Genomic DNA, 25,174 nt, shown 5'->3' with positions numbered 1-25,174 from the left:
TTACGGCTCGGTATGATTAAATATTTATTCATTATAGTATATAAATATACATTCGACGTCCCGAGAAGTCTATCCCTTTTTTTGCCCTTTTTCACGGGAAATGCACGGAAAATTCTTTTGTAAGTAACTGTTATGTTATAATCAAGCAAACGAAGCAGAGGAGGTACTACCTTTTTGACGACGAGACGGGAGCGAAAAAAGCGGGAAACTCGCGAAAAAATATTCAATGCCGCGATCAAGCTGTTCAAGCTGCACGGCTTTGAAGCCACGACCATCGACATGATCTCGGAAGAAGCAGACGTCGCGCGCGGCACCATTTTTCTGCATTTCACGTCAAAGGAAGCGATCCTCGCGAACTGGGGATACGAGCGGCTTCATGAAATCGAAGAGCGCCGCCAGGAATGGGATTACGGGGACGATTGCAAGTCCAAGGTCTTGCGAATTTACAAGATCATGAACGAGGTGACGATCACGAACTTCGACTTCATCAAGGTCGTCGTGGAATCGTCAATGAAGCATCGCAAAGTGCTGGAAAACGAAAAGAACATGTACTTCGAGCTGCGGCAACTGTTCGCCGATCTGATCGAGGAAGCGCAGGAAAAACAGCAGCTCAAGACCAAGTTCAATCCGCTCGTAGCGGCGAACATGCTGGAAAACATTTACTACAACGCTCTGTACGACTGGGTGCGCAGCGAAGGCGCATGGGCGTTGGAAGAGATTATGGAAGAGAAGGTTTCGATCGTATTCGAAGGGCTGGTCGTGGATTAATCCAAGCGACCAGCCCTTCGAGTTTGTTTTCCCGCCTATTCAAAGTACGCCCATTTGTATTGGGCATGGCCCAGGCCGGAAATGACGACGTCCTTCAGGCGCGGATTTTTGGCGTACACCGTCGATTTGAAGTAGAACGGGATCACCGGCATTTCGTCGACCAACAGCTTTTCAGCCTCTTGCAAGATCGCCTTGCGCTTGGCGGCGTCCTTTTCCTTGGAGGACTGGGCGAGCAGGTCGGCGTATGCCTTGCTCTCCCATCTCGTATGGTTGTTGCCTTCTTTCGTGCGGAAAATTTCCAGGAAGTTGATCGGGTCGTTGAAGTCGCCCGTCCAGCCCATGCGCGCTACCTGGAACTTGCCGTTTTTCACGTTTTCGTAGTACACGTTCCACTCCTGGTTTTCCAGCTTCACCTGTACCCCGAGATTTTTTTGCCACATGTCCTGCACGGCTTGCGCGATCTTCGCCTGCGCTTCCTCTGTATTGCAGGAAAGCGTGACCGGCGGCAGCTTGTCGACGCTGGCATAGCCTTCTTCCTTCATGCCTTCTGCCAGAAGCTGCTTCGCTTTTTCCACATCGTTGTCCTTGAACAAGCCTTGTCCGTTCTCCGCAAACATGGTCGGCGGCACGACCGCCGTCGCCACCAGCTCTCCGCCCTGTGTCACGTTGTCCACGATGTCCTGGCGGCTGATCGCATACGCGAACGCTTGGCGAATTTGCTTATTATTGAACGGTTTTTGCTCTGTGTTAAATTCGTACCAGTACGTTCCGGCTTTCGGGGTAATTTCCAGCAGGCCCTTTTCTTTCAGCGTCTGCATCGCGTCGAGCGGCAAGTTTCCGGTCGGGGCGCCCGCCCAGTCCAGATCGCCGTTTTCCAGCATCGACAGCTCCGTGTTGGCATCGTTGATGATGTTCATTTCGATTTTCGTCAGCTTGACTGTGTCCGCATCCCAGTAATGCTCGTTTTTTTCCAGCACGAGCTTGTTTTTATGCTCCCAGGCAGCGAGCTTGAACGGCCCGTTCGAGGTGTAGTTCGGCCCCGCATCCTTGGCCCAGTCGGGGTGCGCGGCCGCGACCTTCGCGTTGACCGGGAAATAGCTGTAGAAAGCCGTCAACTCCAGGAAAAAGGGAGTCGGATTTTCCAATTGGACAACCAGCGTCTTGTCATCCGTCGCCTTCACGCCGATCTCCTCCGGCTTCGCTTTGCCGCTGAAGTTCTTACAGAACACCATCATATTCACACTTTCTGGAAGCGACAATTTTCAACATTTGGAGAAGTGGAGGTTTTTGTTGCGGGAGCAAAGACATTTCCCTATGATGAAGAAGAGCTTGTTTTATAGACCTTGGAGGTAATGACATTCACATGCGAAATGGAATAAAGCGAGAAGATATTGAGCTGTTGGCTCCTGCCGGCAACTGGGACTGTTTGAAGGCCGCTGTCGCGAATGGTGCCAACGCCGTCTTTTTCGGGGTGGAAAAGTTCAACGCCCGCGCACGCGCAGAGAACTTCCACATGGCTGAACTGCCTGAGATTATGGCTTATTTGCATATGTACGGTGTAAAAGGGTTTCTTACCTTTAATATTCTTGTGTTCGAGAACGAGCTGGAGGATGCGCGCGAGCTGATTGACGCCTGTATTCACGCCGGGGTGGACGCGGTCATCGTCCAGGACCTCGGTCTGGTGAAGCTGATTCGCGAAATCTCCCCTGACTTCCCGATTCACGGCTCCACGCAGATGACGATCACTTCGCCGGAAGCGGTCGAATTTACGAAGCCATTCAACATCGAGCGCGTCGTGCTGGGACGGGAAAACTCGCTCAAGGAAATCAAGAAGATCGGGGAAAAAGCGAAGCTGCCGATGGAAGTATTCGTCCACGGCGCGCTGTGCGTGTCCTACTCCGGACAATGCCTGACTTCGGAAATGTGGGGCGGACGCTCGGCCAACCGCGGCGAATGCGCCCAGGCTTGCCGCCTGCCGTACGATCTGATGGTCGACGGCGTGCAAAAGGACATGGGCAACATCGCGTACGTCCTCTCGCCAAAAGACCTGGCTGCCATTGACCTCGTTCCTGAGCTGATCGAGGCGGGCGTGACTTCGTTCAAAATCGAAGGCCGCCTGAAATCGCCGGAGTACGTCGCCAACGTGGTCAGCAAGTACAACGCGGCCATCGAGCGCTACTTTGCCGGAGAGGATACGGGTCCGACCGAGGTCGAGGTTCGCGAGCTGCAGCAAAGCTTTTCCCGCGGCTTTACCCATGGATTTTTGGAAGGAACGAACAACAAGCAACTCGTGGACGGCTCGTTCCCGAAAAGCCGCGGCGTGTTTTTGGGCACAGTGAAAAAGCTGCTCGGCACAAGCGTGCTCGTCGAAATTGCCGCTCCCGTCAAGCGCGGTGACGGCATCGTGTTCGACGCGGGCGATCCGACGCAAAAAGAAGAAGGCGGACGCGTCTACGATATTCTCTCCCGCGGCAAAAAGGTCGAGGGCGAAGTCGAAAAAGGCTTGTACGAGATCGTCATGGGCCGCAACGACGTCAACCTGAAGCGGCTCCACGTGGGCGACCGCGTATGGAAAACGAGCGACCCTGAGCTGGATCGCCGCCTGCGCAAAACGTTTGAAACGGAAAAGCCGTACCGCACTTTCCCGCTCGCCGTGCACGTCAGCGGCAAACTGGGCGAGATGCTCAGCATTACCTGGGTGGACAAACAGGCGAACCACGCTGTGACCGTACCGTCGGAAAAGCCGCTTGAGGCTGCCGTGAAGCGCCCGTTGACGCATGAGCTGCTGCACGACCAGTTAAGCCGTCTGGGCGGAACGATTTTCCATCTGGACGCTCGCGACCTGACTGTCGATCTGGACGGAGACTTGATCGTGCCTGTCAGCGAGCTGAACCGGATGCGCCGGGAGGCCGTGGAGCAGCTCGTCTATTTGCGCTCCAAGCCGCCTGTCTACCGCCATCGCGACGTAGACGTGTACGCGGACGTGCCTCGCACACAGCCAGTGGAAAAGCCGATGCTGACTGCGCTGTGCCGCTCGCTTGAGCAACTGGAGGCGGCGGCGCAGACGGACGTCGATTTCCTTTACGCGGACTTCGAATTCGTCAAGCAGTACCCGGAAGGCGTCAAGCTGGCGCACAAGTACGGGAAAAAAATCGGGATCGCGACGATGCGCATTCACATGCCGGACGAAAACGGCGTGCTCGCCCTGATCGCCAAAAGCAAGCCGGACGCGATTCTCGTGCGCAACACCGGGGCACTCTACTACTACCTGTCCCGCAAGGACGAAATCGACATCCCGCTGATCGGCGATTTCTCCCTGAACGTGGCCAACCATAAAGCTGTCGAGCTGTTTCTCGAAGCGGGCCTGACACGGGTCACGCCTTCGTACGATTTGAACATCCAGCAGATGGTGGACCTGCTCGGCCGCTCCAACGCCGCCAAAATGGAGCTGGTCATCCATCAGCACATGCCGATGTTCCATACCGAGCATTGCGTGTACTGCACGTTCATGAGTGAGGGAACCGACCACACCAACTGCGGAACCCCGTGCGAAACCTCTCGCATCTCGCTCAAGGATCGCGTCGGCTTCTCGCACCCGGTGCGGGTGGACACCGGCTGCCGCAACACGGTGTACAACGCCATCGACCAGTCGGGCGCAGAGTATTTGAACGAGTTTCGCTCCCTGCACGTCGGCAGCTACCGCATCGAGTTTTTGGAGGAAGAACCGGAGCGTGTGCGCGAAGTCATCAGCCTGTACCGTCAGGCTCTGCGCGGAGAAGTTAGCGGCACACACGTATGGCGCACACTGAAGGCAACCAACCAGCTTGGCGTCACGCGTGGGCAGCTTACCAAATAACTAGCAGCGTTTTTGGAGAGGAGACCAACCATGGCAGATTTGAAAGAGGCGACCCAGGAAAATTTGGCGGTGCTGATCGAAGGCATCAAAGCGAAGCTGAACATGGCGAACACGGCCGTCATGCGCGCGGAAGATTTTGACCTTGTTCATTACGAGGACCTGTTGTACTTGTACAACATGGTGCAGAAAAAAACGGCGTTCGGCATCAATGAGATGACGGCGATCGTGGAAGAATTGGGTGCAATGCGAAAGCAGTCCTAGCGAACATATCGGATGAAGTAGGTTGAAGCGTCGCCTCCCGTTTGGGAAGCGGCGCTTTTTTTGCTGGGGGTGTCCGGTTCGCGACTTCGTAGTTGATTGTTTTGGGGGGATTGTACTGTTGTATTCGTTTGCTCTTGGGCACTCGCGCTTAATCTTACTCGTGCTCACTGGCTCACTCACTCGCTCACTCACACTCTCTCGCTCACTCTCGCCCCTTCCCCTCTAGCCAAAACTGTCGTCGCAGCCTTTCAACGGGAGAATCGCGTAGTTACGAGAGCTGGGGCACTCGCTTTTTCGCGGTTACCTTTTCCGGACGTGGCGTGTTGTTGCGCAAAAACAGCGCCAAAATCAGGGCGATGACGGTAAACAGCGTGGCGATCCAGAAGGCGTCGTTCGTCCCCATGGCGATTCCTTGCTTCGTCGCCAGCTCCATCTGTGCCAGATCGGCCGGATTGAGGTGCTGGCTTCGTACAATGTCTGCCGTGTGGGCGGCGCTTTTCGTCGTCATGATCGTGACAAACAGCGCCGTGCCAAGCGCTCCCCCGATGGCGTTGACCGTGTTGGACATGGCGGTCCCGTGCGGGTTCAGCCGCAGCGGCAGCGCATTCAGTCCGGACGTCATTACCGGCATCATCAGCATGGACAGCCCGAACATGCGCACCGTGTACAACGTGACCAGGTAGCTGTAGCTAGTAGACAGGCTCAGCTTCGTAAAGCCGTAGGTCGTGACGATGGTGATGACAAGCCCGATCCAGGCGAGCCATTTGGCGCCAAACTTGTCAAACAGCTTGCCCGTAATCGGCGACATGATGCCCATAAGAATGCTCCCCGGCAAAAGCAGCAGACCTGACTGCACAGGAGTAAAGTGCAGGATGTTTTGCACGTAGACCGGAAGCAAGATCATGCCCGAGTAGAGCGACATGTTGACCAATAGGCTGATGAGCACGGCCAGCGTATAGGCCGGGGTCTGGAAAATGCGAAACTCGAGCATGGCATGGTCGATGGACAACTGCCGCCAGACAAAGGCGGCCAGGCTGATACAGCCGATGAGCAGCATGAGGATGACCTCGGTACTTCTCCACCCCGCTCCGCCAGCCGTGCTGAAGCCGTACAGCAGCCCGCCGAAGCCGACTGTCGACAGCACGACTCCCCAGAAGTCCAGCTTCGGATTGGCTGTCGCGGTCACGTTTTTCAGGATGAAAAACGAAACGAGCAAAACGATCAGGGCGATCGGCAACACGACGAAAAACAGCAGGCGCCAGAAGTAATGCTCGACGATCCAGCCGGATAAGGTCGGGCCAATCGCCGGGGCAAATACCATGGCAATGCCGACGATCCCCATAGCCGAGCCGCGGCGCTCTGCGGGGAACAGGTTGAAAATGACGTTGGTCATGAGCGGCATGAGGATGCCTGCCCCCGCTGCCTGCACGACTCGTCCGAGCAGCATGATGGCGAAGCTGGGCGCGATGCCGCAGACGAGGGTTCCGGCGGCAAAGAGGCTCATCGCGGAAATGAACGACTGCCTGGTCATGTATTTTTCCATCAAAAAAGCGGTGGTAGGGATCAGGACGCCGTTGACCAGCATGTAGATGGTGATGACCCATTGCCCGGTCGAGGTGGTGATGTGGAACTGCTCCATCAGCTTGGGCAGAGCGACGTTGAGAAGCGTCTGGTTGAGCAGGGCCGCAATCGCGCCAGCAATGATGACACCGAGAATCGGTGCCCGGTGGATGTTTGTTTCTTTGACTCGCTGCTCGCTTGCCATGCATGATTCCCCTTTTTCGGTTCTGGTTTGATCGTCTACGTTTTCGTGGATTGGGTTTCTTCGTTAATATGCAGACTTTTTCCAGATGGCATTCCGGGTGAGGGGATGGAAGCAGTCACTCTTTGTACATCGGCAGCTTTCGGGTGTGTGCTCGGTTTTGGGGCTTTCCCGATTAGCAGGCTGGCTCGGTTCTGTTCGCTTTTTTGCAAGTGCGATCGGTTCTGTCGTTGCGGTTGCGTCAGTCAGCGACTTTGGGGTACCGCGACTTTTTTGTTTTGAAAAGCCGCTTAGTCGTCGCTTTTGCGGAGCGAGGAAAGAGGAGAAATCGCTGTAGCTTCTTGGGCTCCCTGCGGGGAAGCTCTACTGCCCGGCTCCGGGGAAAAAGCGAAACCGCGTCCAAAGTGGCGGGTTCAAAAGAGGTTTCTCAGAGTGGACGCTTAAAGGCGTGTTTCGCTTTTTCCCCTCCACCTCGGTTGGGATCCCAAAGAGCTTTCGCGGATTTCTCCTCTTTCCTCGGCAGGGGCTTGGCGAGTTTATCGGGGGTGAAAGAAAAACTTTAAAAGCTAGCCTTCCCAAATGCGGTGGCTACTCAAAAATCTTGGCAAAACATGCTTCATACAGTTTTACTCCCCAACAGTCGACTTGTCGCATACGGGGATGTTTTTTTGAGTAGCCAGGCAAAGCAATGCTTGTCATTGCCCCAGCTTTTGGCTATCAAGCCCAAATCAAGTCATTCTATGCTGTATGCTTTTAATGCCGCTATCCAGTTCCGCATCTGCTCCAGAATAAATGGGGCGGGCGGAGTCTTCCCGTCTTCTTTAGCGATTTTCAGCCACTGTAATTCTTTTGGCACATTTTTTATTTTCGCAAGAAGCTGCGCCGCCTCTGTTCCTCCGCTAATTTCTCTTAAAAATAAATACATGTGATTGTCTAAAGCATGGATGAGCATTCCCTCGTATTCTATGTCGTCAATTACAACAGTAGGGTGGCCGTGCTTTTCTATCCCGCCTAAAACTTCGCACCATACAAAGTCCGTGATTTGCAAGAGGTCTTCTTCTAGTAGCGTTACGTCTTTTATCAACACTTCTTCTGTAGAAGAAATTTGCTGATCTAAGAAGATAGCTGGGTCAAGCTCCATAAAGTTTAATACGACCTTGCTTGTCGCTTCCGCCTCATTTTCGTGAGCGTATAATCTTTCTCTCATTTTCCGCACATCAAGATTCCTGCCAATCACTAAACCAATTCGCAAGTCGATACGAATCACTCCTTGAAGTTCAAAAAACGGGGCAATCGGTTCCTTGCTATTTTGAAACCGGATTATGATTTCTTTGTTTAAATTTGCCACGACACAAAAAAGAACCTCCCCAAACAACTTGGAAAGGTTCCGAAAAACTCCATCTTACCCCTCGTACTTCCGCAAAACAATCACCGCATTATGGCCGCCAAAGCCAAAGGAGTTGGACATCCCGATGTTCAGCGGCATCTGGCGGGCTGTGTTCGGTACGTAGTCGAGATCGCAGACCGGGTCGCGCTCCTCTTGGTTGATCGTCGGCGGCACGATTCCCTCCTGGAGACTTTTGACCAGGGCGATGGCTTCTGCGCCTCCGGCTGCGCCAAACATATGCCCCGTCATCGACTTGTTTGCCGTGATCGGGATGCGCTCTGCGTGCTCGCCGAACAAACGCTTGATCGCCAACGTCTCCGAGCGGTCCCCGATTTCGGTGCTGGTGGCGTGGGCGCTGATGACGTCTACCTCGCCCGGCTGGATGCCTGCTTCTTCCAGCGCCCACTTCATCGCCCGGTACGGCCCGATGCCTTCCGGATGGGTCGCGACCATGTGGTAGGCGTCCGAACTGGCGCCGTAGCCGATGACCTCTGCGTAAATGCGAGCGTCGCGTCTCAGCGCATGCGAAAGCGATTCCAGAATGAGGATGCCTGCGCCTTCTGCCATGACGAAGCCATCCCGCTTCGCGTCGAACGGCCGGCTCGCGGCTGTCGGATCGTCGTTTCGCGTGGACAAGGCCGTGGCGTTGCTGAAGCTTGCCAGCGACACCTCGTTGATCGCGGCCTCGGTTCCTCCGGCAATGACGACATCTGCCCGGCCGGAGCGAATGAGGCGAAACGCTTCGCCAATCGCCGTGTTGCCGATCGAGCAGGCTGTGACAGGCGACATGGTCGGGCCGTAGATGCCGTACTTGATGCTAATCATGGCTGGCGCAATGTTGGAAATCAGCATCGGCACGAGCGTCGGGCTGATCCGCTCCGGTCCTCGGTTGCGCAGCATGTCGTGCTGCTCCAGAAGCGTCTGCACGCCGCCGATGCCGGAGCCGACGTAGACGCCCACCCGCTCGCGGTCGCACTCTTCCAGCCTAAGCCCCGCGTCTTCCAGCGCTTCATCCGTAGCCGCGATGGCGAACTGGCAAAAGCGGTCCATGCGCCGCGCCTCTTTGCGCCCGAAGCGAGCCTCCGGATCGAAGTCGCGGACGAGTCCGGCGATTTTCGTTTTGAACCGCGATGTATCGAATCTATCAATTTGCGAAATGCCTGATTTTCCTTGCGTCAAGCTGCTCCAAAACTGCTGTACGTCGCTGCCGACAGGCGAAATGACGCCCATCCCTGTAACCACTACTTTTTCCATGGTTATCCTCCTTTGCAAGTCCTTATGGAAACCATCTTGTCACACGTGTTATCCTATTACAAGTTTTTGTTTATCCTAGTATAACAAGTAACAGCTTGGGCTAAAAGACCAGGAAAGGAGGCGGCTATGAACAATCAGACACGCCTGCAGGCTCTCTCGTCGTTTTTAAAAGCGCAGCGCGCCAAAATTCTCCCGCAATCAGTCGGCCTCGCCCCTGGCACCCGCCGCCGGACACCCGGGTTGCGCCGCGAGGAAGTGGCGCAGTTGGCGGGCGTCAGCTCCACCTGGTACACGTGGCTGGAGCAAGGCAGGGACATCAAAGTCTCTCCTTCTGTGCTGGACGCCGTATCCAAAGCGCTGCAACTGACGGTCGACGAGCGCAAATATTTGTACGCGCTGGCGCTGGAAAGCGGGACGGGCATTGGCACGAGCCTGCAAAAAGAAGAACCGCCGCAGATCAGCCCCGCGCTGGAAAGAATTTTGCACGAGCTGCGCTCCTGTCCGACGATCATCTCCGACAGGCGACTGCACATCGTCGGCTGGAACAACGCCGCGGCGCACGTCTTTCTCGACTTCGAGCAAATTCCTTTTGAAGAGCGCAACCTGATCCGGCTGCTGTTCACGCGAAAAGAGCTGCGGCGGCTCGCCGTCAACTGGGAGCATTTCGTCAGCGGTTTTCTCGCGATTTTCCGGGCGTACTACGGACAGTACGTCGAGGACGAATGGTACGCGCATTTTTTGACTGAAATGAAAAAAGTTCACCCCGATTTCCAAACGCTCTGGGAGCAGAGCCACGTCAGCTCCGCCCCCGAGGTGTTGCTTGAATTTCGCCACGCCAAGGCAGGAAAAATGCAGTTCCATCTGACCTCCCTGCAAGTGCAGGGCAGCGCTGACCTGCGTTGCAGCATCTACACGCCAGATCCCCAGTCCTCGACGGAAACGAAGCTGCGCCAACTGATTGATCGGCCTGCTTCGGAGACAGCCGACTGAGCAGGCAAACGCCAAACAAAAAGACCAGCTCGCTCTCACCCGAGCCGCTCTCCCCCTGTCAGATGTAGCTGACAAAAAGAGAGCAGCTCCCCGGAGCTTTGCTGGTCTTTTTTTAACGAGTAAACGGGGTGAACGCGTTAAACGCGCTTAACGTGCTACCGCTCGCGCGCGGTCAACAAGGCTTTCCATCCCGTAGGACGGTCAATGATTGACGATCCCAACCCGCGCTTCCGCAGAAGCCAGATGGCCCGCTTCCTCGCAGCCTTCCTTCCACAAGAAGTAGCGAATACTGTCCGCAAGTGCCTCCCAGCTCGCTTCGATCACGTTGGTCGAGACGCCGACCGTGCTCCACTTTTCGCCGTTGCTCGCCGATTCGATCAGGACGCGGACCTTGGCTGCCGTCGCCCCGTTTTCATCCAGGACACGCACCTTGTAATCGGCGAGGTGCATGTTGGCGATACAGGGGTAGTAGCTCTCCAGCGCTTTGCGCATGGCGTTGTCCAGCGCATTGACAGGGCCGTTTCCGTCCGCTGCCGTATGGACGCTCTCGCCATTTACGCGCAGCTTGACGGTCGCCTCGGACGTGATCGATTGGACGGCTGCCTTTTCCATCAAAATTTTGAAAGAATCGAGCGTGAACAAATTTTTCAGCTTGCCCGCCGCCGCAAGCAGCATGAGCGTGAGCGAAGCCTCCGCGCCCTCGTACTGGTAGCCCTGGAACTCGCGCTCTTTGATGCGCGTGATGATCTCGCGGGTCTTTTCCCGATCCAGCGACAAATCGATCTCCAGCTCTTCCATTTTGGCGAGCAGATTGCTTTGGCCGGCCAGCTCGGAGACGAGCACGCGGCGCTTGTTGCCGATGTTTTCCGGCTCGATGTGCTCATACGTCTTCGGATCGCGCAGAACCGCGCTGACGTGGATGCCGCCCTTGTGCGCAAAGGCGCTGTGCCCGACAAACGGCTGATTGTTAGGCAGCGTCATGTTGGCGATCTCCGCCACGTAGCGCGACAGTTGCGTCAGCTCCTGAAGCTGCTCGCTGCTCACGCATTCGTACCCGAGCTTGAGCTGCAGATTGGGCACGACAGAAATCAGGTTGACGTTTCCACAGCGTTCCCCGATGCCGTTGATCGTCCCTTGTACTTGCTTGGCTCCGGCTTGCACCGCCGCCAGCGCGTTCGCTACCGCTACGCCGCTGTCGTTGTGCGGGTGGATGCCGAGCGGCGTGTGCAGATGACCGACAGCCGCCTTGACGATCTCGTACACTTCATGCGGCAGGCTTCCGCCATTTGTATCGCAGAGGACGATCCAGTCCGCTCCGGCTTCCTCGGCGGCTTCCAGCACGCGCAGGGCATAGCGCGGGTTTGCTTTGTAGCCGTCGAAAAAATGCTCCGCCAAAAACAGCGTCGTCAAGCCTTTATGTTTCAGAAAAGCCACCGAATCGGCGACCATGCGCAAGTTTTCTTCCAGTGTCGTTTTCAAAGCGTCTGTGACGTGCAAGTCCCAGGACTTCCCGAAGATCGCCGCCGCCTGCACGCCGCTTGCGATCAGGGCTTGCAGGTTGTCGTCCGCGGATGCCGCCACATTCGGTCTACAGGTGCTGCCGAAAGCGGTCACCTTGGCATGCTGGAGCGGAACCTCGCGGATGCGTTCAAAAAACGCCATGTCCTTTGGATTGCTCCCCGGCCAGCCGCCTTCGATAAAATCAATGCCGAACTGATCCAGCCGCAGTGCGATCTTTATCTTGTCTTCCACCGACAGGCTGATCCCCTCTCCCTGCGTCCCATCTCGCAGGGTTGTATCATACAGATACACCTTGCTGTTCATGTTTCTTCTCCACCTATTCCTGATATTTTTCTGAATAATCACATCATTTTAATCTTTAGACGTTACCCAGTATATCATAGCCTAAATGGATTGAAAACGCAGGAAAATCGCGGCTTTTTCTATGTCCGCGGGGCGAGGACAAAAGCTGCCGTCTGCTTGATCGCTTCCTCTAACGGAGCCGAAGTGCCCGCAAATGGATGACGCGCGTTAAATGTATGGTCGCCGCCTTCGATCCAGTGCAGCTCGCTGTTTTTCGCAGCCTGGTGGATTCTTTTGGCAGCCTCTACCAGACGGACAAAATCTTTTTCTCCGCTAATGATGCACAGCGGCTTTTCCATAGTCGCTACTTTGGCCAAAATGTCATACTCGTCCCGGTTCTGGTCGATATCGTCAATGACGACGCGCGTAATCGGCATGTTTTGTCCGGTGCGCGCATTCGCTATGTACCCGACGCCATTTTCCTCGATTTGTTTGCGCAGCGCTGCGTCGAACAGGTTGACGTCGCCGATGCCGTTCCACGTCACGATGCCTGTCACATGCGGATTGTTCGCGCCAAACAGGATGGCATCTCCGCCGCCTTTGCTGTGTCCAAGCACGTACAGCTTCGTTTTGTCCACGCAGGCGGGCAAAGAAAGCTCGCCAGACACGATCCGCTCGACCAGTGCGTGCAGGTCGGCAAGCTCGCGGGCATACGTGTTGCGCCCGAATTTTTCCAGCTCATCAAACTCGGTCAGGCTCTCCCCGACGCCGTTGCAACTGAAATTGAAGCGAATCGTCGCAATGCCTCGTTTCGCCAGCTCATCCGCTACGTACGGAAAGCTGCCCCAGTCCTTGAAGCCTTTGAAGCCGTGGCAAAACAAAAGCAGCGGCTGCGCAGACCCGGCTGCTTCCTCCGTATGTATGTTTCCTCGCAGTGTCAATCCTTCTCCCAGATCAATGGAAAACGCTTCCTGTCTCATGCTCGTTCTCCTTCCTCGTTACGTGATGATCGCCGCTCTCGGGGCTGAAATGGTGCTCGCTGCCCGCCCGCGGCGACAGTTACTTTTATTATGCCGCATCCCTTGGGCAAATGGGGGGTTTTTTGCAATACATGTATACAATCGTGGCTCGAGTAGTGCCCAGGATCTCCGAAACTTTCAGAGGTTCCTTTATTTCCTGCATCATAACTTCTCTTCTTATTTACCATAAATAACCTTTTATTTACTTTTACTGGATATCGCAGTAATATAATATATAGTTTAAGTACATAACGTTTTCTATCGAGCAAAGAAATTGGCAGAAGGAAATCAGTAATTCATGTATTTGAGGAGTGTTACTTATGGGGGTAATGGTCCAGCCGTCATTGCGATCAGAGATCGAAAGGAATTTGAAACTGACAGGGTTTACAATTAGTAAGCTCAGCGAATTAACCGGCATTAATTCAGGGACGCTCAGCACGATTCTCAATGGTAATCCTCCTCGTCCCATGACGATATGCCAACTGGATCAACTGGCCATTGCGTTTGGGCACGAGCCAGGATGGTTATACGAACTGTATCCGGAAGAATGTATAACAGAGGACAAATTTTCCCGTCCACGTGTTATCCCGTATCTGGCTCGCTGTGCTGAACTCGGCCGACAGGATTGTATTAGCGAGACTGCCTCAAAGCTGCTGGAGAATCCTAAAAATATCAGAATCCTTTTTTCAGTAGCCGAGCAGCTTTCTGAAAAAGGGAAACTGAAGGAGTCAATCCCTTTTTATCTGCTCGTAATCGATAACGAAAAGGATAGCTATGCTAATCACTTTGTGATGAGCCAGTATCGACTGTTCCGAGCTGTCGAAGGGATGAACTCTGAAGAAAAGTTTAAGGCTGTTATCCGCTTTGAACCATATAGAAGGCGGTTGCCTGAAAACCATCAGCTTGATGCGCTATTGCACCTGGCAAAGATTTGTTACACCCTGCGCAGGTGGGAAGACGTCGGGAAATACGCTGATGAATTAAGGGAATTAGCAACAATTGTCTATGAAGATGAGCTTCGTAGACGAAAAAACAACAAGCCTAGTGAATTACCAAAAACAGAGCGTCCTTTGATTCTGTACTATGGACAGGGTTATCTTTTAAAAGCTGTAGCACTGAAAAATATGGGCAAGTATGAAGAATCAAAGATTTACACGAATGGCTATGCTGATTTAAGCTGGTTTGAAATTCGCGATCAAGAAAGCGAAGCAGAAGTTGATAAGCTTCGATTATGGGCTTTAGCTAACTCATACACTTTGTCTATGTCTATGGGAAACACGGAGGTTCTGTCAGATTACCTTGAGTTCCTTTCCGAAAATCCAAAGGAGATACTTCCCGGTCTGGTAACGATAATCAAGTCTGCCAATGAGTTTGGTTTTCCAGTTGAATCAGTATTAGAGCGATTTTCAGAAGATATAGAAGGATTTAGAAATGCTAAGGGGGTTATTGATAAAATTCATCATCTTCACTTCAGATACCATTTAGCGGTATACTTGTTTAAAAAAGGGAAGTATTCAGAGGGCTTGGATGAAACTTTACGGTGCCTTATTTTAACTAGTGCATCCAAGGACTTTGATTATTTCAAAAGCTGTATTGGTATGTTTTGGTCACATCTTCAACATGCATCGGATGAACAGAAAAAGATCTTTCAAAGTGTTGTAGACGAAAGGAGCGAGCAAACATGAAGAAATTTTTAAAAGGGGTTGTATTATCATTATGCTTGGTATTGGGTTTAGGATTCGGTATTAACGTCCATATTGCAGATGGAAAAGTAATCACAATAAAACCTCCAATCATTCAATACGATCATGGTGTGGGCGGCTGATAAATTCTCCGAATCTACTACCTAACCAACAAAAAATCGCCGGGTGGGTCAGTTCTAAACCAGCGATGGTGGGTCAAAATAAAGTCGGGTTTGACACATACCGCTATGGCTTCCTGCTCTTGTTCATTGAACTCTTGTGGTGCTGTAAGCTGTATAAGCGTGGATCTGAGCAAAGTTCATCAAGAAGGGGGATAGGATCTGACCCTGGCTTATTGCTGTAGAGATAAACCGAATAATCGGCATTACCCCCAACATCGCTAGACCAAGAAGCGAGATACCTCTCTGGCTTTTGGTTGCTGCCCTTTACCTTGACTTTTACCCCATCAGTGCTATCAAAATCTACCGGATGTGCTGCGAAACAAGCTCGTATCTGCTTAAAATACCTGTCATCTGGTACAGGCTTGTTAAAGATGGAGTTGTCACCTTTTAACAGATGCTCAAGATCGAATACCTGAAGCAGCTTCTTTACTGACTCGACAACTATGTCGTAAGTCATTATTAACTGTGCGACATTTAGTGAACGAACGTCATCAATTTCATGGTTCAAGTCGATGTACGGTAAACCATTAACGCTGACGCTAAGCCAATCTTTTGCAGAACAGATCAGGTTCCAGCGGTTTTCTCCGTTGAAGTCACAGTAGGCGTTGATAGCTTTCCATCAATTTTATCTGAAATAACCATGCGAACTTCATCAGAAAACTAACAGCGGCAACCTGAATAATTTAGGTTGCCGCTGTTAGTCACAATCATATAACATTAATCAATGAGACCCCAATTGACCGCTTCTCACACTAAGCTTGGTTTGATGTTCTATCCGCAACAGATGACTCCAGAGACAGTAACATTAAGTGAGCAAAACTCTCGAAGAAAAACGTGCTAAAAATATCATAATCGACTTGATTAACATCGGTCTTTTTATCGCTGTCTTGTAACTTATGGATCACTAAGTTCCTGACATTTTTACATCTCTCAATTTTATCACTCATATAATTATACTTAAGTTCAGTAGCTTTCCTCGGTCCTTTAAGTAGAGCCTTAAGTTGATCCCTTAGCAATCTGCCAGTATTTTTCTCGTCTCCATTGGGGAATTTTGCCTGGTCAGGGTGTACAATCTTTATCATTCCAGCTAAGAAGTCCACTCGATCCGATATGATATCATTCTTCGCCTTATGTTCATATGGTCGCATTACTTTTTCCATACTTTCAAGAAAAGCATGTTGTGGATTCTTTAGAAAGAAACTCGTCCAGACCCCCAAAGCTGTACGAATTTTCAAATCGTTCTCAGCCTCTCCCTGAAGATGTGGAGCCAGTAAACGAAAAATTTCTTCCCGATGAGGAACGCTTAGTTGCTTAAAATTAGGTTTGGGGTAGATATGCAAAACGTTTTGTGAATCCTCCGTTTGAAAGATCACCGAGTCTACATCAAGAATCGTAGCGTGTATAAACTCCAGAAAACGCCGTATGATGTTCACGAACCTGTCAGTCTCTGGGTAACTTTTCGACTCTCCAAATTCTTAGCCAATCCTTACTGATCTTTGTTCCATTATAGCAGAGTCAAACAACATAGTGAGATGGAAAGGTAGGTGCTACTCAAGCAGTCGAGTTGACCTTCACTATCCGTTGGCAAACGAGCCTATCATGCCCGCCCCTCCATGTAAAGCCGTTGACGTAGCCCTCCATCTGTTAAAAACCCATTTACCCCAAAAAAATTTACATTCCCTGACGGATTCAAAATATAAGTGTCTTATTTTATCCTCTTGATTTTCTGAACTTAGCTTTTTAAACGAATCTTCTAGCATTCCTCTTTGAATATATCTGATCTCCATAAAGAGAGCCCTAATGACGGAAAAAAATACGTATAGCCATCAGATTGATTTCGATCATATTCTGCAATTTCATCAATTTTCTCTACAAGATCTTCAGCTTTCGTGTTGAATACATCAATGCCCATCAATAAGCAGTTAAATGTTTCCTTTAAAACCTCAGGAATTTCTATAAAATCAACCTTACCTTCAGAATCATATTCCAACATGAAGAGCCCTTGAAATAGTCCTGAATATGATATTCTTTCTGATACTTTTCAGTATAACTTTGAATGCATTTTTCAACTTCATCTTTGCTCATGCCAAATTTTATTAAACCGATGCCCTCCCCAGATTCGATGATTAAATTGTCCATTTCCAAACTCCTATACAATTTTTCCTGTCAAATACCAGAGACCGATTTCAAAATAATATCTTCTCGGTTTCATTCTTCCGACATCATCCACAGGAAACGGCACCCCATCTTCTATTACAACAAGCATATATTCCAGGTAATCAGAGACTGCATTTCTGCTTTCGGACCATGTTTTTACATTTTATTACAAATTATATCTTGTCGCGACAAAAAAATCTATATTTTCCCCTCCCCCCTATCGTTGGTTATGTTTATCTTCATATCTATGCAATATTCCCCAACTGCTTGTTTTTGGCAGAATAACATATAGTTATATGTACCCTTATATTGAAAAAATAGGGAGCTGATGATTGTAGATACGGGGAAAAAAATAAGCGTTCCCTCTACTGATCTGACAGAGAATAATCGAAAAAAAGAGAACATATCAGAAATCATAGAGGAAATGCGAGAACAATTAGTGAAACTGGTCCAAGAAAAGGGGATTTCCGACAGCGAAGTTATAGTGTTAAGCCAATGTCTGGACGAATATATTGTGCAATTTCAAATCATCATGAATAGACAATCTAGTAAATGAGAGATTCATACTGGATACAACATACGGAGGAACTGGTACGATTGAGTGCGTCCAGTTTTTTTCTTTTAGACAATTACTAAATCGCCCCACGATTGTTCGACATATCTGCTCCCGCCATCACGTTAATATAGCAATAGCACTGAAATGCATTCCTTCCTCCAGACCTTTTTTACAGTTTCTTCTTTTTGAAATATGTTCGAAAGTGGCTTACGACGGTCAAACAGCGTCTCAGGGTTTAAAAAAGACCCTTCAAGCTGCGGAAGGGTCGTGTCAACCGAATGACTGGTCTTTTCGCTGCGCGTCCTGTTCGATCAGGTACAAAGCGTATTCCAAAGGGCGGCGCACCGCCTGCCGATAGCGGCGAAGCTCTCCCAACTGCCTGAATATTTCCCGGCCCGGCTTCGGATTGATTTCGATAATCCACACCCTGCCGTGCACATCAATGCCGAGATCAAAGCCAAACTCCATCATCTGCCCGAAGTGCTGCTCGATGCGCGCCACCGTTTGCACGACGAGCTCTTTGCATTCCAGCACGATGCGCCTCGCTTCTTCTTGCCCGAAGCGATTGACCAAAAAAGGGATCGCCGCCATCGCCGTGCCTCCGCCGTGCAAATTCGAGGTCGAGGATCGCGTCGAGCCGATGCGGATTCCCATGCCCGTCAGCCCCCAGATGCCTTTTCCGTCTTTTTGCACCAGCACTCGCGCATCGACGGTTCGCCCCGGCACCAGCGACAACTGTAGCCCTTGTTGCAGAAAAAAGTCTTCTCTGCCGTTTTTCTCGCGCTCCATCCACGCCTCCAGCCGCTCGCATACTTTGGCGATGGACGGGAGCTTTTCGCTGCTTTTCGCCTGTTGCTTGGTTCGGCCGTGCAGCAAGTAGCCCTCTTCGGTTTTTTCCACGCGCAGGATGCTCCGCCCGCCTGAGCCGTTTGTCGGCTTGAGATAGACCAGGCGATGGCGTGCCAGCATGGAAACGAGCGTGCTTCTGGAGTAGGCGAACGTTTCCGGCAGCCACCTAGTCAAAAGCGGATCTACCTGCAAAATTTGATGCAGATTAAATTTATTCGTGAAACGGCTGTTGGCATAGCGGAACCAGTTTTGCTTGCGAAACGGCAGGTAGCGGCTGTGCTTCGCCAACGGGTAATACCGATAGCGGTCGATGACAATGTCCGGCCAGTCGAACCATTCACTCTTCCAGCCTTTTTCGGCGGGGATGAAGCCTTTGATCCTGCGCTTGGAAAACTGGACATCCTGCGGCCCGAATACAAAAACATCCGCCCCCATGCCGTTGCCTTCTTTGACCAGACGGCGCAAAAATCCTGGTTCGACAAATCCGGCTTCTCCCCGGTAGGTCAGTATGCCGATCCGTTTTCTCACTGAGGCCGTCCCTCCTTTGTTCACCCGTATGCCGTGTGCGGTGTGTGACGCCTCATTTCATCAGTTTATGGTAGCAGGCAAAAAAAAGCGCCTTTGCCACCGCTAGGCAAAAGCGCATCTTTGCAAGTCTTCTTGTTTACGCCTGATGCTTTTCCAAGTAGAGCAGGGCTGTTCGTCCCAACAGCTCTCCGGCAATGAGCATCGAATCCTCGTCGATGTCAAAGCGCGGATGGTGGTGCGGGTAGTTCGCCAGCTTTTCCGGATTGCCCGCCCCGACAAACAGGTAGGCGCCAGGAACCTTTTCCAGGTAGTATGAGAAATCTTCTCCGCCCATCAGCGGCTTCATCGGCTCCACGCGCTCAGGGCCAAACGCCGCCACTGCCGCCTCGCGGGCGAGCTGCGCTTCCTCTTCGTGATTGATGACAGCCGGGTAGCCGCGCTCGTACGATACTTTCGCCTCGCCGCCCATCATCTTCGCCGTGCCGATGGCGATTTCGCCGAGGCGCTGCTCCGCGCGATCCCGCACGTCCGGCAAAAACGTACGCACGGTTCCCGTCAGGCGACAGCTATCTGCAATAATGTTGTTGTTGTCGCCGCCATTGAACGTACCGACCGTCACGACGACGCTCTCCAGCGGGCTGACGTTGCGGCTGGCGATCGTCTGCAAATTCCCGACGATTTGCGAGCCGATCACGATGGAGTCGACCGTTTCCTCCGGAACAGCGCCGTGGCCGCCCCGCCCTTTGATCTCGATCACGAAGTCATCCGTGTTCGCCATGATCGGGCCGCCGCTGATGAACACTTTGCCTACTGGCAGCATGGACCAGAGATGGACGCCAAACACTGCATCGACGCCGTCGACTGCCCCGTCCTCCGTCATTTGAATCGCGCCGCCCGGAGATTCTTCCTCCGCATGCTGGAACAAAAAGCGAATCTCTCCGGCGAACTGGTCGCGGTGCGAAGCGAGTACGCTTGCCAGCCCCAGCAACTGGGAGGTATGGGCGTCGTGGCCGCATGCGTGCATGACCCCAGGAACAGTTGACTTGTACGGAACGTCTTTTTGATCCTGAATCGGCAACGCGTCAAAATCGGCGCGCAACGCGACGACCTTGCCCGGACGGCTGCCCTTGAGCACTCCGATCACTCCGCGGCCGCCTACTCCTGTCCGCACTTCGTCAAAATTCAGATTTCTCAAGATTTCCGCAATCATCGCCGGCGTCTTTTCCTCCTGAAAGGAAAGCTCCGGATATTGGTGAAGATGGCGGCGCCACGAAATGATTTGCGGCTCCACCTCTTTGAGCAACGATTTCAGTTGTTCCTGCAAGGACATCTGTTTTTCTCCTCCCACTGGGTGCACTTTTTTTATGCCTGTCTTTATCATAGCAAAAATGCGCCCACAATGGGGAAGCTCCCTCAGCCAATCGCAAGCTCGCTCCTTTTTCTGTCGGCAAAAACGGCGACAGCGGCAAAGCCTGCCCGCTTCAACTGCGCCCGCGCCTCGGCCAGATGCTGCCCCACCTGATCGGGAGCGGTCGCATGCGAAGACAGCGTGATCGGCACCTCGTGCTGCGCGAGAATTTGCAAAAAGCGAAAGCTCGGGGAAAACTCGCGCAGCGACTGGGCGCGCACGTACCCGGCGTTCAGCTCGGCGGCCATGTCTTTGCGCCGCAGCGCCCGGGCGACCCGCTGGTAATAAGGCAAGAGCGCCGTCTCGTCCGGCTTCGGCCCGAATGCTTTGATCCCGTCGAGGTGCACCATGACATCGAACAGGCCGCTTTCGATCGCCTGCTCCAGCACATCGAAATAGCTGCTGTACAAGCCCGCTGGCGCCACCCTTTCCCAATGCTCCTGGACGTCCCGAACCGGAAAGCCCCATCCCCCGGGAAAATGGACCGCTCCCATGCACACGTCCCACGGATACTGCCCGCTCACTTCACGCAGCACGTCTTCCCCGCCCGGAAAATAATCTAGCTCAATCCCCATGCGCAGCGCAAGGCCGTCCTCCGCCCATCGCTCGCGCTCTTCCGCCAGAAACGCGACGTAGGCCGGAAGCGAATCGTTGGCCATCTGCGCAAGCCAGCGCCGCTGCGCCCTGCCCAGGCGGTCGTCGCCTACGCGAACATGCCGCTCGTAGTAGGGGCGGTACTCCGCAAAACGGTACAGATGCTCCGCTACACACACTTGCACGATTCCTGCCTGCTTGGCCCGCGCCCGATACAAGTCCAGCCACTCTCTGGAGTACGGGCCGTTTTGGAGCCTTTGGGCAAGCCCTTTGACCAGTTCGTTGGCCCAGCCTCGGCTTTCGCTCTCCTCCTTTTCGTCCAAAAACGGCCGGAGCGCGCAAGCCTGCCCGACCAGCCAGTCCAGCGAGTATGGCCCTTCTTCCAGATGCACGTGAAAGTCGACCTTCATCCTATTCCTCCCGCGGTTTGTCCACCCGTTTTCTACTGTTTGTATGCGAAAGTCGGCTGCGATATGTCTTGGGGAGAGGGAAAGCTCGACACGCGCCGTCTTTTGTTTGTACAATAGGAATATACTGATTTTTCGCACGAAAAGTCTTGCCCCTTTTGGGAGTCCAGCCTGTTCGGCAAAAGGAGAATGCCCATGACGCTTTTGGCAGCGTGGACAAAAGAATGGGAACGTACAGATAGCCTGGCTCGCGATATTTGCAGCCTCTTTCGCTTGCACGGATGCACCGAAACAGCGCGGCACTCCGTACTGGTTGCCCAGGAGGCAGAACGGCTGGCGATCCGCTTCGGCGTGGATCGGCAAGCCGCCGTCACGGCAGGGCTTTTGCACGACAGCAGCGCGATTTTTCCGAACAGCCAGAGGATCGAGGTAGCGAGGCTGGCAGGGGTGGACGTGCTGCCAGAGGAAGAACAATTTCCGATGATCGTGCACCAAAAGCTGTCCGTCGTCATAGCCCGCGAGCTTTTTGCGGTTTCGGATGCAGACATTTTATCTGCTATCGGCTGCCACACGACATTGAAGGCCGGCGCGAAGCCGTTGGACCTCGTCCTTTTTGTTGCCGACAAAATCAAGTGGGATCAGCCGGGCACGCCCCCCTATCTCCAGCCGTTGCTCGCGGCGCTGGACGATTCGCTGGAGTGCGCCGCGCTCGTCTATCTGGCGTATTTGTGGGAGCGGCGCGACAAGCTCCGCGTCGTGCATCCGTGGCTGCGTGACGCCTATCTGGAGCTATCTGAACGCGCCGCCAAACCAAAAATGCCTCCTGACTGACAGGAGGCATTTTTTCTATATGATCGCCGATCATCTATTTTTTGCGCTCGTACACGTAAAACGTATGCGGATGCGCGTTTTTCTCGTCCACTACGCCCTCGCGCTTGTCCACAAGCACAAACGCGTCGCGGTCCCAGGCCGGAAAAAACGTGTCGCCTTCCGTCTCCAGATCAATTTCCGTAATGTACATCCGATCCACGACATCCAGAAACTGGCGGTAAATCTCGGCACCGCCAAAAATGATGACGTCGCCCAGCGCGAGCACCTCTTCTTTTGTGTGCACGACGTCGACGCCCTCCGGGTGAAAGGCCCGGCTGCGGGTCAGCACGACGTTTCGCCTGTTCGGAAGCGGCTTGCCGATCGACTCGAACGTCTTCCTGCCCATGACAATCGTTTTGCCGGTCGTGATCTCCTTGACGTTTTTCAAGTCGGCTGGCAGGCTCCACGGCATGTCGCCGTCTTTGCCGATCACCTGATTTTTCGCGTAGGCCACAATCAGGCTAATCATACCGCCACCTCGCCCTTGATGTGCGGATGCGCCTCGTAATCGACAATTTCGATATCGTCATACGTGAAGTCAAAAATGGACGTGACCGCCGGATTGAGCTTCAGCTTGGGCAGCGGCTTCGGCTCGCGCGTGAGCTGGAGCTTCACCTGCTCGATATGGTTCACATACAGGTGCGCGTCGCCCAGCGTGTGGACAAAATCGCCGACCTTGAGCCCGGTGACGTGTGCCACCATGTGCGTCAACAGCGCGTAGGAAGCAATGTTGAACGGCACGCCCAAAAACGTGTCGGCACTGCGCTGATACAGTTGGCACGACAGCTTGCCGTCCGCCACGTAAAACTGGAACAGCAAATGGCACGGCGGCAGCGCCATCTCGTCCAAGTCCGCCGGATTCCACGCGCTCACGACCAGACGGCGGGAGTCCGGATTTTTTTTGATTTCCTCCACCACCCATTGAATTTGGTCCACGGTCTTGCCGTCGCGCCCGGTAAAGGAACGCCACTGCTTGCCGTACACCGGGCCTAAATCGCCGTTCTCGTCTGCCCACTCATTCCAGATTCGCACCCCGTTTTCCTGGAGGTAGCGAATGTTGGTGTCTCCAGACAAAAACCACAACAGCTCGTGAATGATTGATTTCATATGCAGCTTTTTCGTCGTGACCAACGGAAAGCCCTCGCTCAAATCAAAACGCATCTGATGCCCGAAAACGCTCATCGTACCTGTGCCTGTCCGGTCTTCTTTCGTGACGCCTTCAGCCAAAATGCGTCGGCACAAGTCTAAATATTGTTTCAACCCCATCAACTCCTTCGTCCTCTATACTAAACAAACCGTGTCAAAATTGAAAGCCAAGATTCGATCAATGGTATAATGAGCTGGATGATTTTAACTTCTGCCACGGAATTTGAACACGCACAGAAAGCAGGATGGACATGGACGACAAGACGACAGGGACAAAAACAAAGCCGTTATACAAGCAAATTGCCGAGCAGATCGAGCAGCGCATCAGCAGCGGCGAGTTCGGCCCGGGCAGCAGCCTGCCCTCGGAGCGCTCGCTGGCAAAAGAGCTGGGCGTCAACCGTTCGACGATTGTCGCCGCCTACGACGAGCTGCAGGCGGCCGGGATCGTGGAGCGCAGGCAAGGGAGCGGAACGCTCGTCAGCCAGGACATTTGGGGCTTGGCTCGCACGCGGGTCCCGAACTGGCGGCATCTGACCGAGACCGGATCGTTTCGCCCCAATCTGCCGCTCATCCGGAAAATCCGCAGAGAAACGCAGGAAAACGAACTGATCGACCTGGCGAGCGGCGAGCTTTCGCCTGATCTCGTTCCCCGCGATACGCTGCGACAGTTGATAAGCCCGGATGACTTTCCCGCTCACCTCGGCTACGAGCATCCGCAAGGCAACTGGTCGCTGCGCGAGACGCTGGGCCGCCATATGCAAGAATGGCGCAGCATCGAAGCGCCCGCCACCTCGATCATGATTACTTCCGGGGCGCAGCAAGCCTTGCACCTCGTCGTGCAATGCCTGCTCAAACCAGGCGACGCCGTAGCGATCGAGACGCCTTCGTACTGCCATTCCTTGCCGCTGTTTCACTCGGCTGGCTTGCGCACCTTTTCGCTTCCCGTCGAGCGGCATGGCATCGACCCGAACCAGCTCGCCGAACTGCACCGCAAGCATCGGATCAAAATGGTGTTTCTCAACCCGAACTTCCAAAATCCGACCGGGACGCTCCTGTCGCTTGCCCGCCGGAAGCAACTGCTCGCTTTTTCCGCTGAAAACGGCATTCCGATCATCGAGGACGATCCTTACAGCCTGACCGCTTTTTCCAAAGAACCGATCCCTACGCTCAAATCATTGGACAAGCACGGCACAGTCCTGTACATCAGCTCGCTGACCAAAATCGTCGCGTCCGGCCTGCGCATCGGCTGGATTGTCGGCCCGCAGACCGTCATCGAGCGGCTGGCGGACGCGAAGCAGCAGTTTGACTTCGGGCACAGCATTTTCCCGCAATGGCTGGCCGACCGCTTTTTGGCTTCCGCCGAGTTTGCCCGGCACGTCGATCGGCTGCGCACGCAGCTTGCCCTCCGTCACGACCAGCTATTTTTTTCGCTGCAAGAAACATTCGGCGAACAGGTCGACATGGCGGGAGCACAAGGCGGCATCCATCTCTGGTGCCGCTTTGCCGGAACATGGAGCGAGCAGCAGCTCCTGACCGAAGCCGTCAAGCGGGGCGTCGTCTTCGTGCCCGGCCATTTGTTCGGAGCAGCGCCGGGGCATGTGCGCTTTACGTTCGGAAGAGCCTCTCTCGGACAAATTCCTGCCGCAGTCGAGCGTTTTGCAGAAGCATTTACCGCAAGTGGATGAGCAAAAAAAC

Annotated in this window: 21 protein-coding genes and 1 pseudogene; 9 read left to right on the top strand and 13 right to left on the bottom strand. The window is 53.3% G+C overall.

Annotated elements, in window-relative coordinates:
• Positions 1–174 precede the first annotated feature (174 nt).
• A complete protein-coding gene (locus tag AC27IT_RS15830) occupies positions 175–768 on the top strand; it encodes a TetR/AcrR family transcriptional regulator (RefSeq protein WP_005831599.1) in 594 nt (197 codons plus the stop codon).
• Positions 769–803: 35 nt separating this feature from the next.
• On the opposite strand, the pseudogene AC27IT_RS15825 reads toward AC27IT_RS15830, so the two are convergent.
• Positions 804–1,982: pseudogene (locus AC27IT_RS15825) on the bottom strand (peptide ABC transporter substrate-binding protein); the annotation flags it as partial.
• A gap of 149 nt (positions 1,983–2,131) precedes the next feature.
• Here AC27IT_RS15825 and AC27IT_RS15820 point away from each other — a divergent pair.
• Both AC27IT_RS15820 and AC27IT_RS15815 read left to right on the top strand, forming a co-directional pair.
• Positions 2,132–4,624 carry a U32 family peptidase gene (locus tag AC27IT_RS15820; protein WP_005831603.1) on the top strand — a complete coding sequence of 831 codons (2,493 nt, stop codon included), beginning with the start codon at positions 2,132–2,134 and terminating at the stop codon, positions 4,622–4,624.
• 30 nt (positions 4,625–4,654) lie between these two features.
• Positions 4,655–4,885, top strand: a complete 231-nt coding sequence (locus AC27IT_RS15815) for a DUF1128 domain-containing protein (protein WP_005831605.1) — start codon at positions 4,655–4,657, stop codon at positions 4,883–4,885.
• Positions 4,886–5,153: 268 nt separating this feature from the next.
• Here AC27IT_RS15815 and AC27IT_RS15810 read toward each other — a convergent pair whose 3' ends face one another.
• The 3 genes from AC27IT_RS15810 to fabF all read right to left on the bottom strand — a co-directional run bounded on the left by AC27IT_RS15810 (position 5,154) and on the right by fabF (position 9,288).
• Positions 5,154–6,650 (bottom strand): DHA2 family efflux MFS transporter permease subunit, encoded by a 1,497-nt coding sequence (locus AC27IT_RS15810; protein WP_290426734.1) that lies wholly within the window; start codon positions 6,648–6,650, stop codon positions 5,154–5,156.
• Positions 6,651–7,380: 730 nt separating this feature from the next.
• The gene (locus tag AC27IT_RS15805) at positions 7,381–7,995 is read right to left on the bottom strand and encodes a hypothetical protein (RefSeq protein ID WP_238502075.1); all 615 of its coding nucleotides are present in this window, start codon (positions 7,993–7,995) and stop codon (positions 7,381–7,383) included.
• A 54-nt stretch (positions 7,996–8,049) separates the two neighbouring features.
• Positions 8,050–9,288, bottom strand: a complete 1,239-nt coding sequence (gene fabF / locus AC27IT_RS15800) for a beta-ketoacyl-ACP synthase II (RefSeq protein WP_340673234.1) — start codon at positions 9,286–9,288, stop codon at positions 8,050–8,052.
• Positions 9,289–9,414: 126 nt separating this feature from the next.
• On the opposite strand from fabF, the gene AC27IT_RS15795 reads away from it, so the two are divergent.
• Positions 9,415–10,278 carry a helix-turn-helix transcriptional regulator gene (locus AC27IT_RS15795; protein ID WP_005831609.1) on the top strand — a complete coding sequence of 288 codons (864 nt, stop codon included), beginning with the start codon at positions 9,415–9,417 and terminating at the stop codon, positions 10,276–10,278.
• Positions 10,279–10,479: 201 nt separating this feature from the next.
• Here AC27IT_RS15795 and cimA read toward each other — a convergent pair whose 3' ends face one another.
• On the bottom strand, positions 10,480–12,102 hold the full coding sequence (gene cimA / locus AC27IT_RS15790; protein ID WP_005831611.1) for a citramalate synthase: 1,623 nt from the start codon (positions 12,100–12,102) through the stop codon (positions 10,480–10,482).
• A 119-nt stretch (positions 12,103–12,221) separates the two neighbouring features.
• A complete protein-coding gene (locus AC27IT_RS15785; protein WP_340673235.1) occupies positions 12,222–13,061 on the bottom strand; it encodes an alpha/beta hydrolase in 840 nt (279 codons plus the stop codon).
• A gap of 359 nt (positions 13,062–13,420) precedes the next feature.
• Between AC27IT_RS15785 and AC27IT_RS15780 the strand changes: the two genes are divergently transcribed.
• The gene (locus tag AC27IT_RS15780; protein ID WP_487091905.1) at positions 13,421–14,785 is read left to right on the top strand and encodes a helix-turn-helix domain-containing protein; all 1,365 of its coding nucleotides are present in this window, start codon (positions 13,421–13,423) and stop codon (positions 14,783–14,785) included.
• Positions 14,782–14,925, top strand: a complete 144-nt coding sequence (locus AC27IT_RS15775) for a hypothetical protein (protein ID WP_283858081.1) — start codon at positions 14,782–14,784, stop codon at positions 14,923–14,925. The genes AC27IT_RS15780 and AC27IT_RS15775 overlap by 4 nt, the downstream gene beginning before the upstream one ends.
• Positions 14,926–15,716: 791 nt before the next feature.
• Here the strand turns inward: AC27IT_RS15775 and AC27IT_RS15770 are convergent.
• Positions 15,717–16,397 carry a hypothetical protein gene (locus tag AC27IT_RS15770; RefSeq protein ID WP_327944974.1) on the bottom strand — a complete coding sequence of 227 codons (681 nt, stop codon included), beginning with the start codon at positions 16,395–16,397 and terminating at the stop codon, positions 15,717–15,719.
• A 320-nt stretch (positions 16,398–16,717) separates the two neighbouring features.
• On the bottom strand, positions 16,718–16,957 hold the full coding sequence (locus tag AC27IT_RS15765; RefSeq protein ID WP_174435229.1) for a hypothetical protein: 240 nt from the start codon (positions 16,955–16,957) through the stop codon (positions 16,718–16,720).
• A gap of 492 nt (positions 16,958–17,449) precedes the next feature.
• Here AC27IT_RS15765 and AC27IT_RS15760 point away from each other — a divergent pair, with 492 nt between their 5' ends.
• Entirely contained in the window at positions 17,450–17,677 is a 228-nt protein-coding gene (locus AC27IT_RS15760) for an aspartyl-phosphate phosphatase Spo0E family protein (RefSeq protein WP_025847378.1), read from the top strand.
• Positions 17,678–17,947: 270 nt separating this feature from the next.
• Here the strand turns inward: AC27IT_RS15760 and AC27IT_RS15755 are convergent, their stop codons facing one another.
• The 3 genes from AC27IT_RS15755 to AC27IT_RS15745 form a co-directional block, all read right to left on the bottom strand.
• Positions 17,948–19,054 (bottom strand): YheC/YheD family endospore coat-associated protein, encoded by a 1,107-nt coding sequence (locus AC27IT_RS15755; protein ID WP_283858084.1) that lies wholly within the window; start codon positions 19,052–19,054, stop codon positions 17,948–17,950.
• Positions 19,055–19,190: 136 nt separating this feature from the next.
• Positions 19,191–20,384, bottom strand: coding sequence for a M20 metallopeptidase family protein (locus AC27IT_RS15750; protein ID WP_005831624.1), 1,194 nt, complete (start codon positions 20,382–20,384; stop codon positions 19,191–19,193).
• Positions 20,385–20,467: 83 nt separating this feature from the next.
• Entirely contained in the window at positions 20,468–21,466 is a 999-nt protein-coding gene (locus AC27IT_RS15745; RefSeq protein ID WP_283858085.1) for a PHP domain-containing protein, read from the bottom strand.
• A 192-nt stretch (positions 21,467–21,658) separates the two neighbouring features.
• Between AC27IT_RS15745 and yqeK the strand changes: the two genes are divergently transcribed.
• Positions 21,659–22,294 carry a bis(5'-nucleosyl)-tetraphosphatase (symmetrical) YqeK gene (yqeK, locus tag AC27IT_RS15740; protein WP_005831627.1) on the top strand — a complete coding sequence of 212 codons (636 nt, stop codon included), beginning with the start codon at positions 21,659–21,661 and terminating at the stop codon, positions 22,292–22,294.
• A gap of 34 nt (positions 22,295–22,328) precedes the next feature.
• Here the strand turns inward: yqeK and AC27IT_RS15735 are convergent, their stop codons facing one another.
• Positions 22,329–22,802, bottom strand: a complete 474-nt coding sequence (locus AC27IT_RS15735) for a dihydrofolate reductase (protein ID WP_005831629.1) — start codon at positions 22,800–22,802, stop codon at positions 22,329–22,331.
• Positions 22,799–23,593, bottom strand: coding sequence for a thymidylate synthase (locus tag AC27IT_RS15730; protein WP_005831631.1), 795 nt, complete (start codon positions 23,591–23,593; stop codon positions 22,799–22,801). Before AC27IT_RS15730 ends, AC27IT_RS15735 begins: the two co-directional genes overlap by 4 nt.
• 137 nt (positions 23,594–23,730) lie before the next feature.
• Between AC27IT_RS15730 and pdxR the strand changes: the two genes are divergently transcribed.
• Complete coding sequence (pdxR, locus tag AC27IT_RS15725) at positions 23,731–25,164, top strand: MocR-like pyridoxine biosynthesis transcription factor PdxR (protein ID WP_005831633.1); 1,434 nt, start codon at positions 23,731–23,733, stop codon at positions 25,162–25,164.
• The last annotated feature ends 10 nt before the right edge of the window (positions 25,165–25,174 follow it).

The organism is Brevibacillus sp. YAE8 (assembly GCF_057543335.1).
This window is presented reverse-complemented; position numbering and strand designations above follow the sequence as displayed.

Bases quoted from the DNA above. Each gene is read 5' to 3' on its own strand.
- AC27IT_RS15735 (WP_005831629.1), bottom strand. From the start codon at position 22,802: ATGATTAGCCTGATTGTGGCCTACGCGAAAAATCAGGTGATCGGCAAA.
- fabF (WP_340673234.1), bottom strand. From the start codon at position 9,288: ATGGAAAAAGTAGTGGTTACAGGGATGGGCGTCATTTCGCCTGTCGGC.
- yqeK (WP_005831627.1), top strand. From the start codon at position 21,659: ATGACGCTTTTGGCAGCGTGGACAAAAGAATGGGAACGTACAGATAGC.
- AC27IT_RS15760 (WP_025847378.1), top strand. From the start codon at position 17,450: ATGATTGTAGATACGGGGAAAAAAATAAGCGTTCCCTCTACTGATCTG.
- AC27IT_RS15745 (WP_283858085.1), bottom strand. From the start codon at position 21,466: ATGAAGGTCGACTTTCACGTGCATCTGGAAGAAGGGCCATACTCGCTG.
- AC27IT_RS15765 (WP_174435229.1), bottom strand. From the start codon at position 16,957: ATGTTGGAATATGATTCTGAAGGTAAGGTTGATTTTATAGAAATTCCT.
- AC27IT_RS15820 (WP_005831603.1), top strand. From the start codon at position 2,132: ATGCGAAATGGAATAAAGCGAGAAGATATTGAGCTGTTGGCTCCTGCC.
- AC27IT_RS15785 (WP_340673235.1), bottom strand. From the start codon at position 13,061: ATGAGACAGGAAGCGTTTTCCATTGATCTGGGAGAAGGATTGACACTG.
- cimA (WP_005831611.1), bottom strand. From the start codon at position 12,102: ATGAACAGCAAGGTGTATCTGTATGATACAACCCTGCGAGATGGGACG.
- AC27IT_RS15815 (WP_005831605.1), top strand. From the start codon at position 4,655: ATGGCAGATTTGAAAGAGGCGACCCAGGAAAATTTGGCGGTGCTGATC.
- AC27IT_RS15795 (WP_005831609.1), top strand. From the start codon at position 9,415: ATGAACAATCAGACACGCCTGCAGGCTCTCTCGTCGTTTTTAAAAGCG.
- AC27IT_RS15775 (WP_283858081.1), top strand. From the start codon at position 14,782: ATGAAGAAATTTTTAAAAGGGGTTGTATTATCATTATGCTTGGTATTG.
- pdxR (WP_005831633.1), top strand. From the start codon at position 23,731: ATGGACGACAAGACGACAGGGACAAAAACAAAGCCGTTATACAAGCAA.
- AC27IT_RS15810 (WP_290426734.1), bottom strand. From the start codon at position 6,650: ATGGCAAGCGAGCAGCGAGTCAAAGAAACAAACATCCACCGGGCACCG.
- AC27IT_RS15750 (WP_005831624.1), bottom strand. From the start codon at position 20,384: ATGTCCTTGCAGGAACAACTGAAATCGTTGCTCAAAGAGGTGGAGCCG.
- AC27IT_RS15780 (WP_487091905.1), top strand. From the start codon at position 13,421: ATGGGGGTAATGGTCCAGCCGTCATTGCGATCAGAGATCGAAAGGAAT.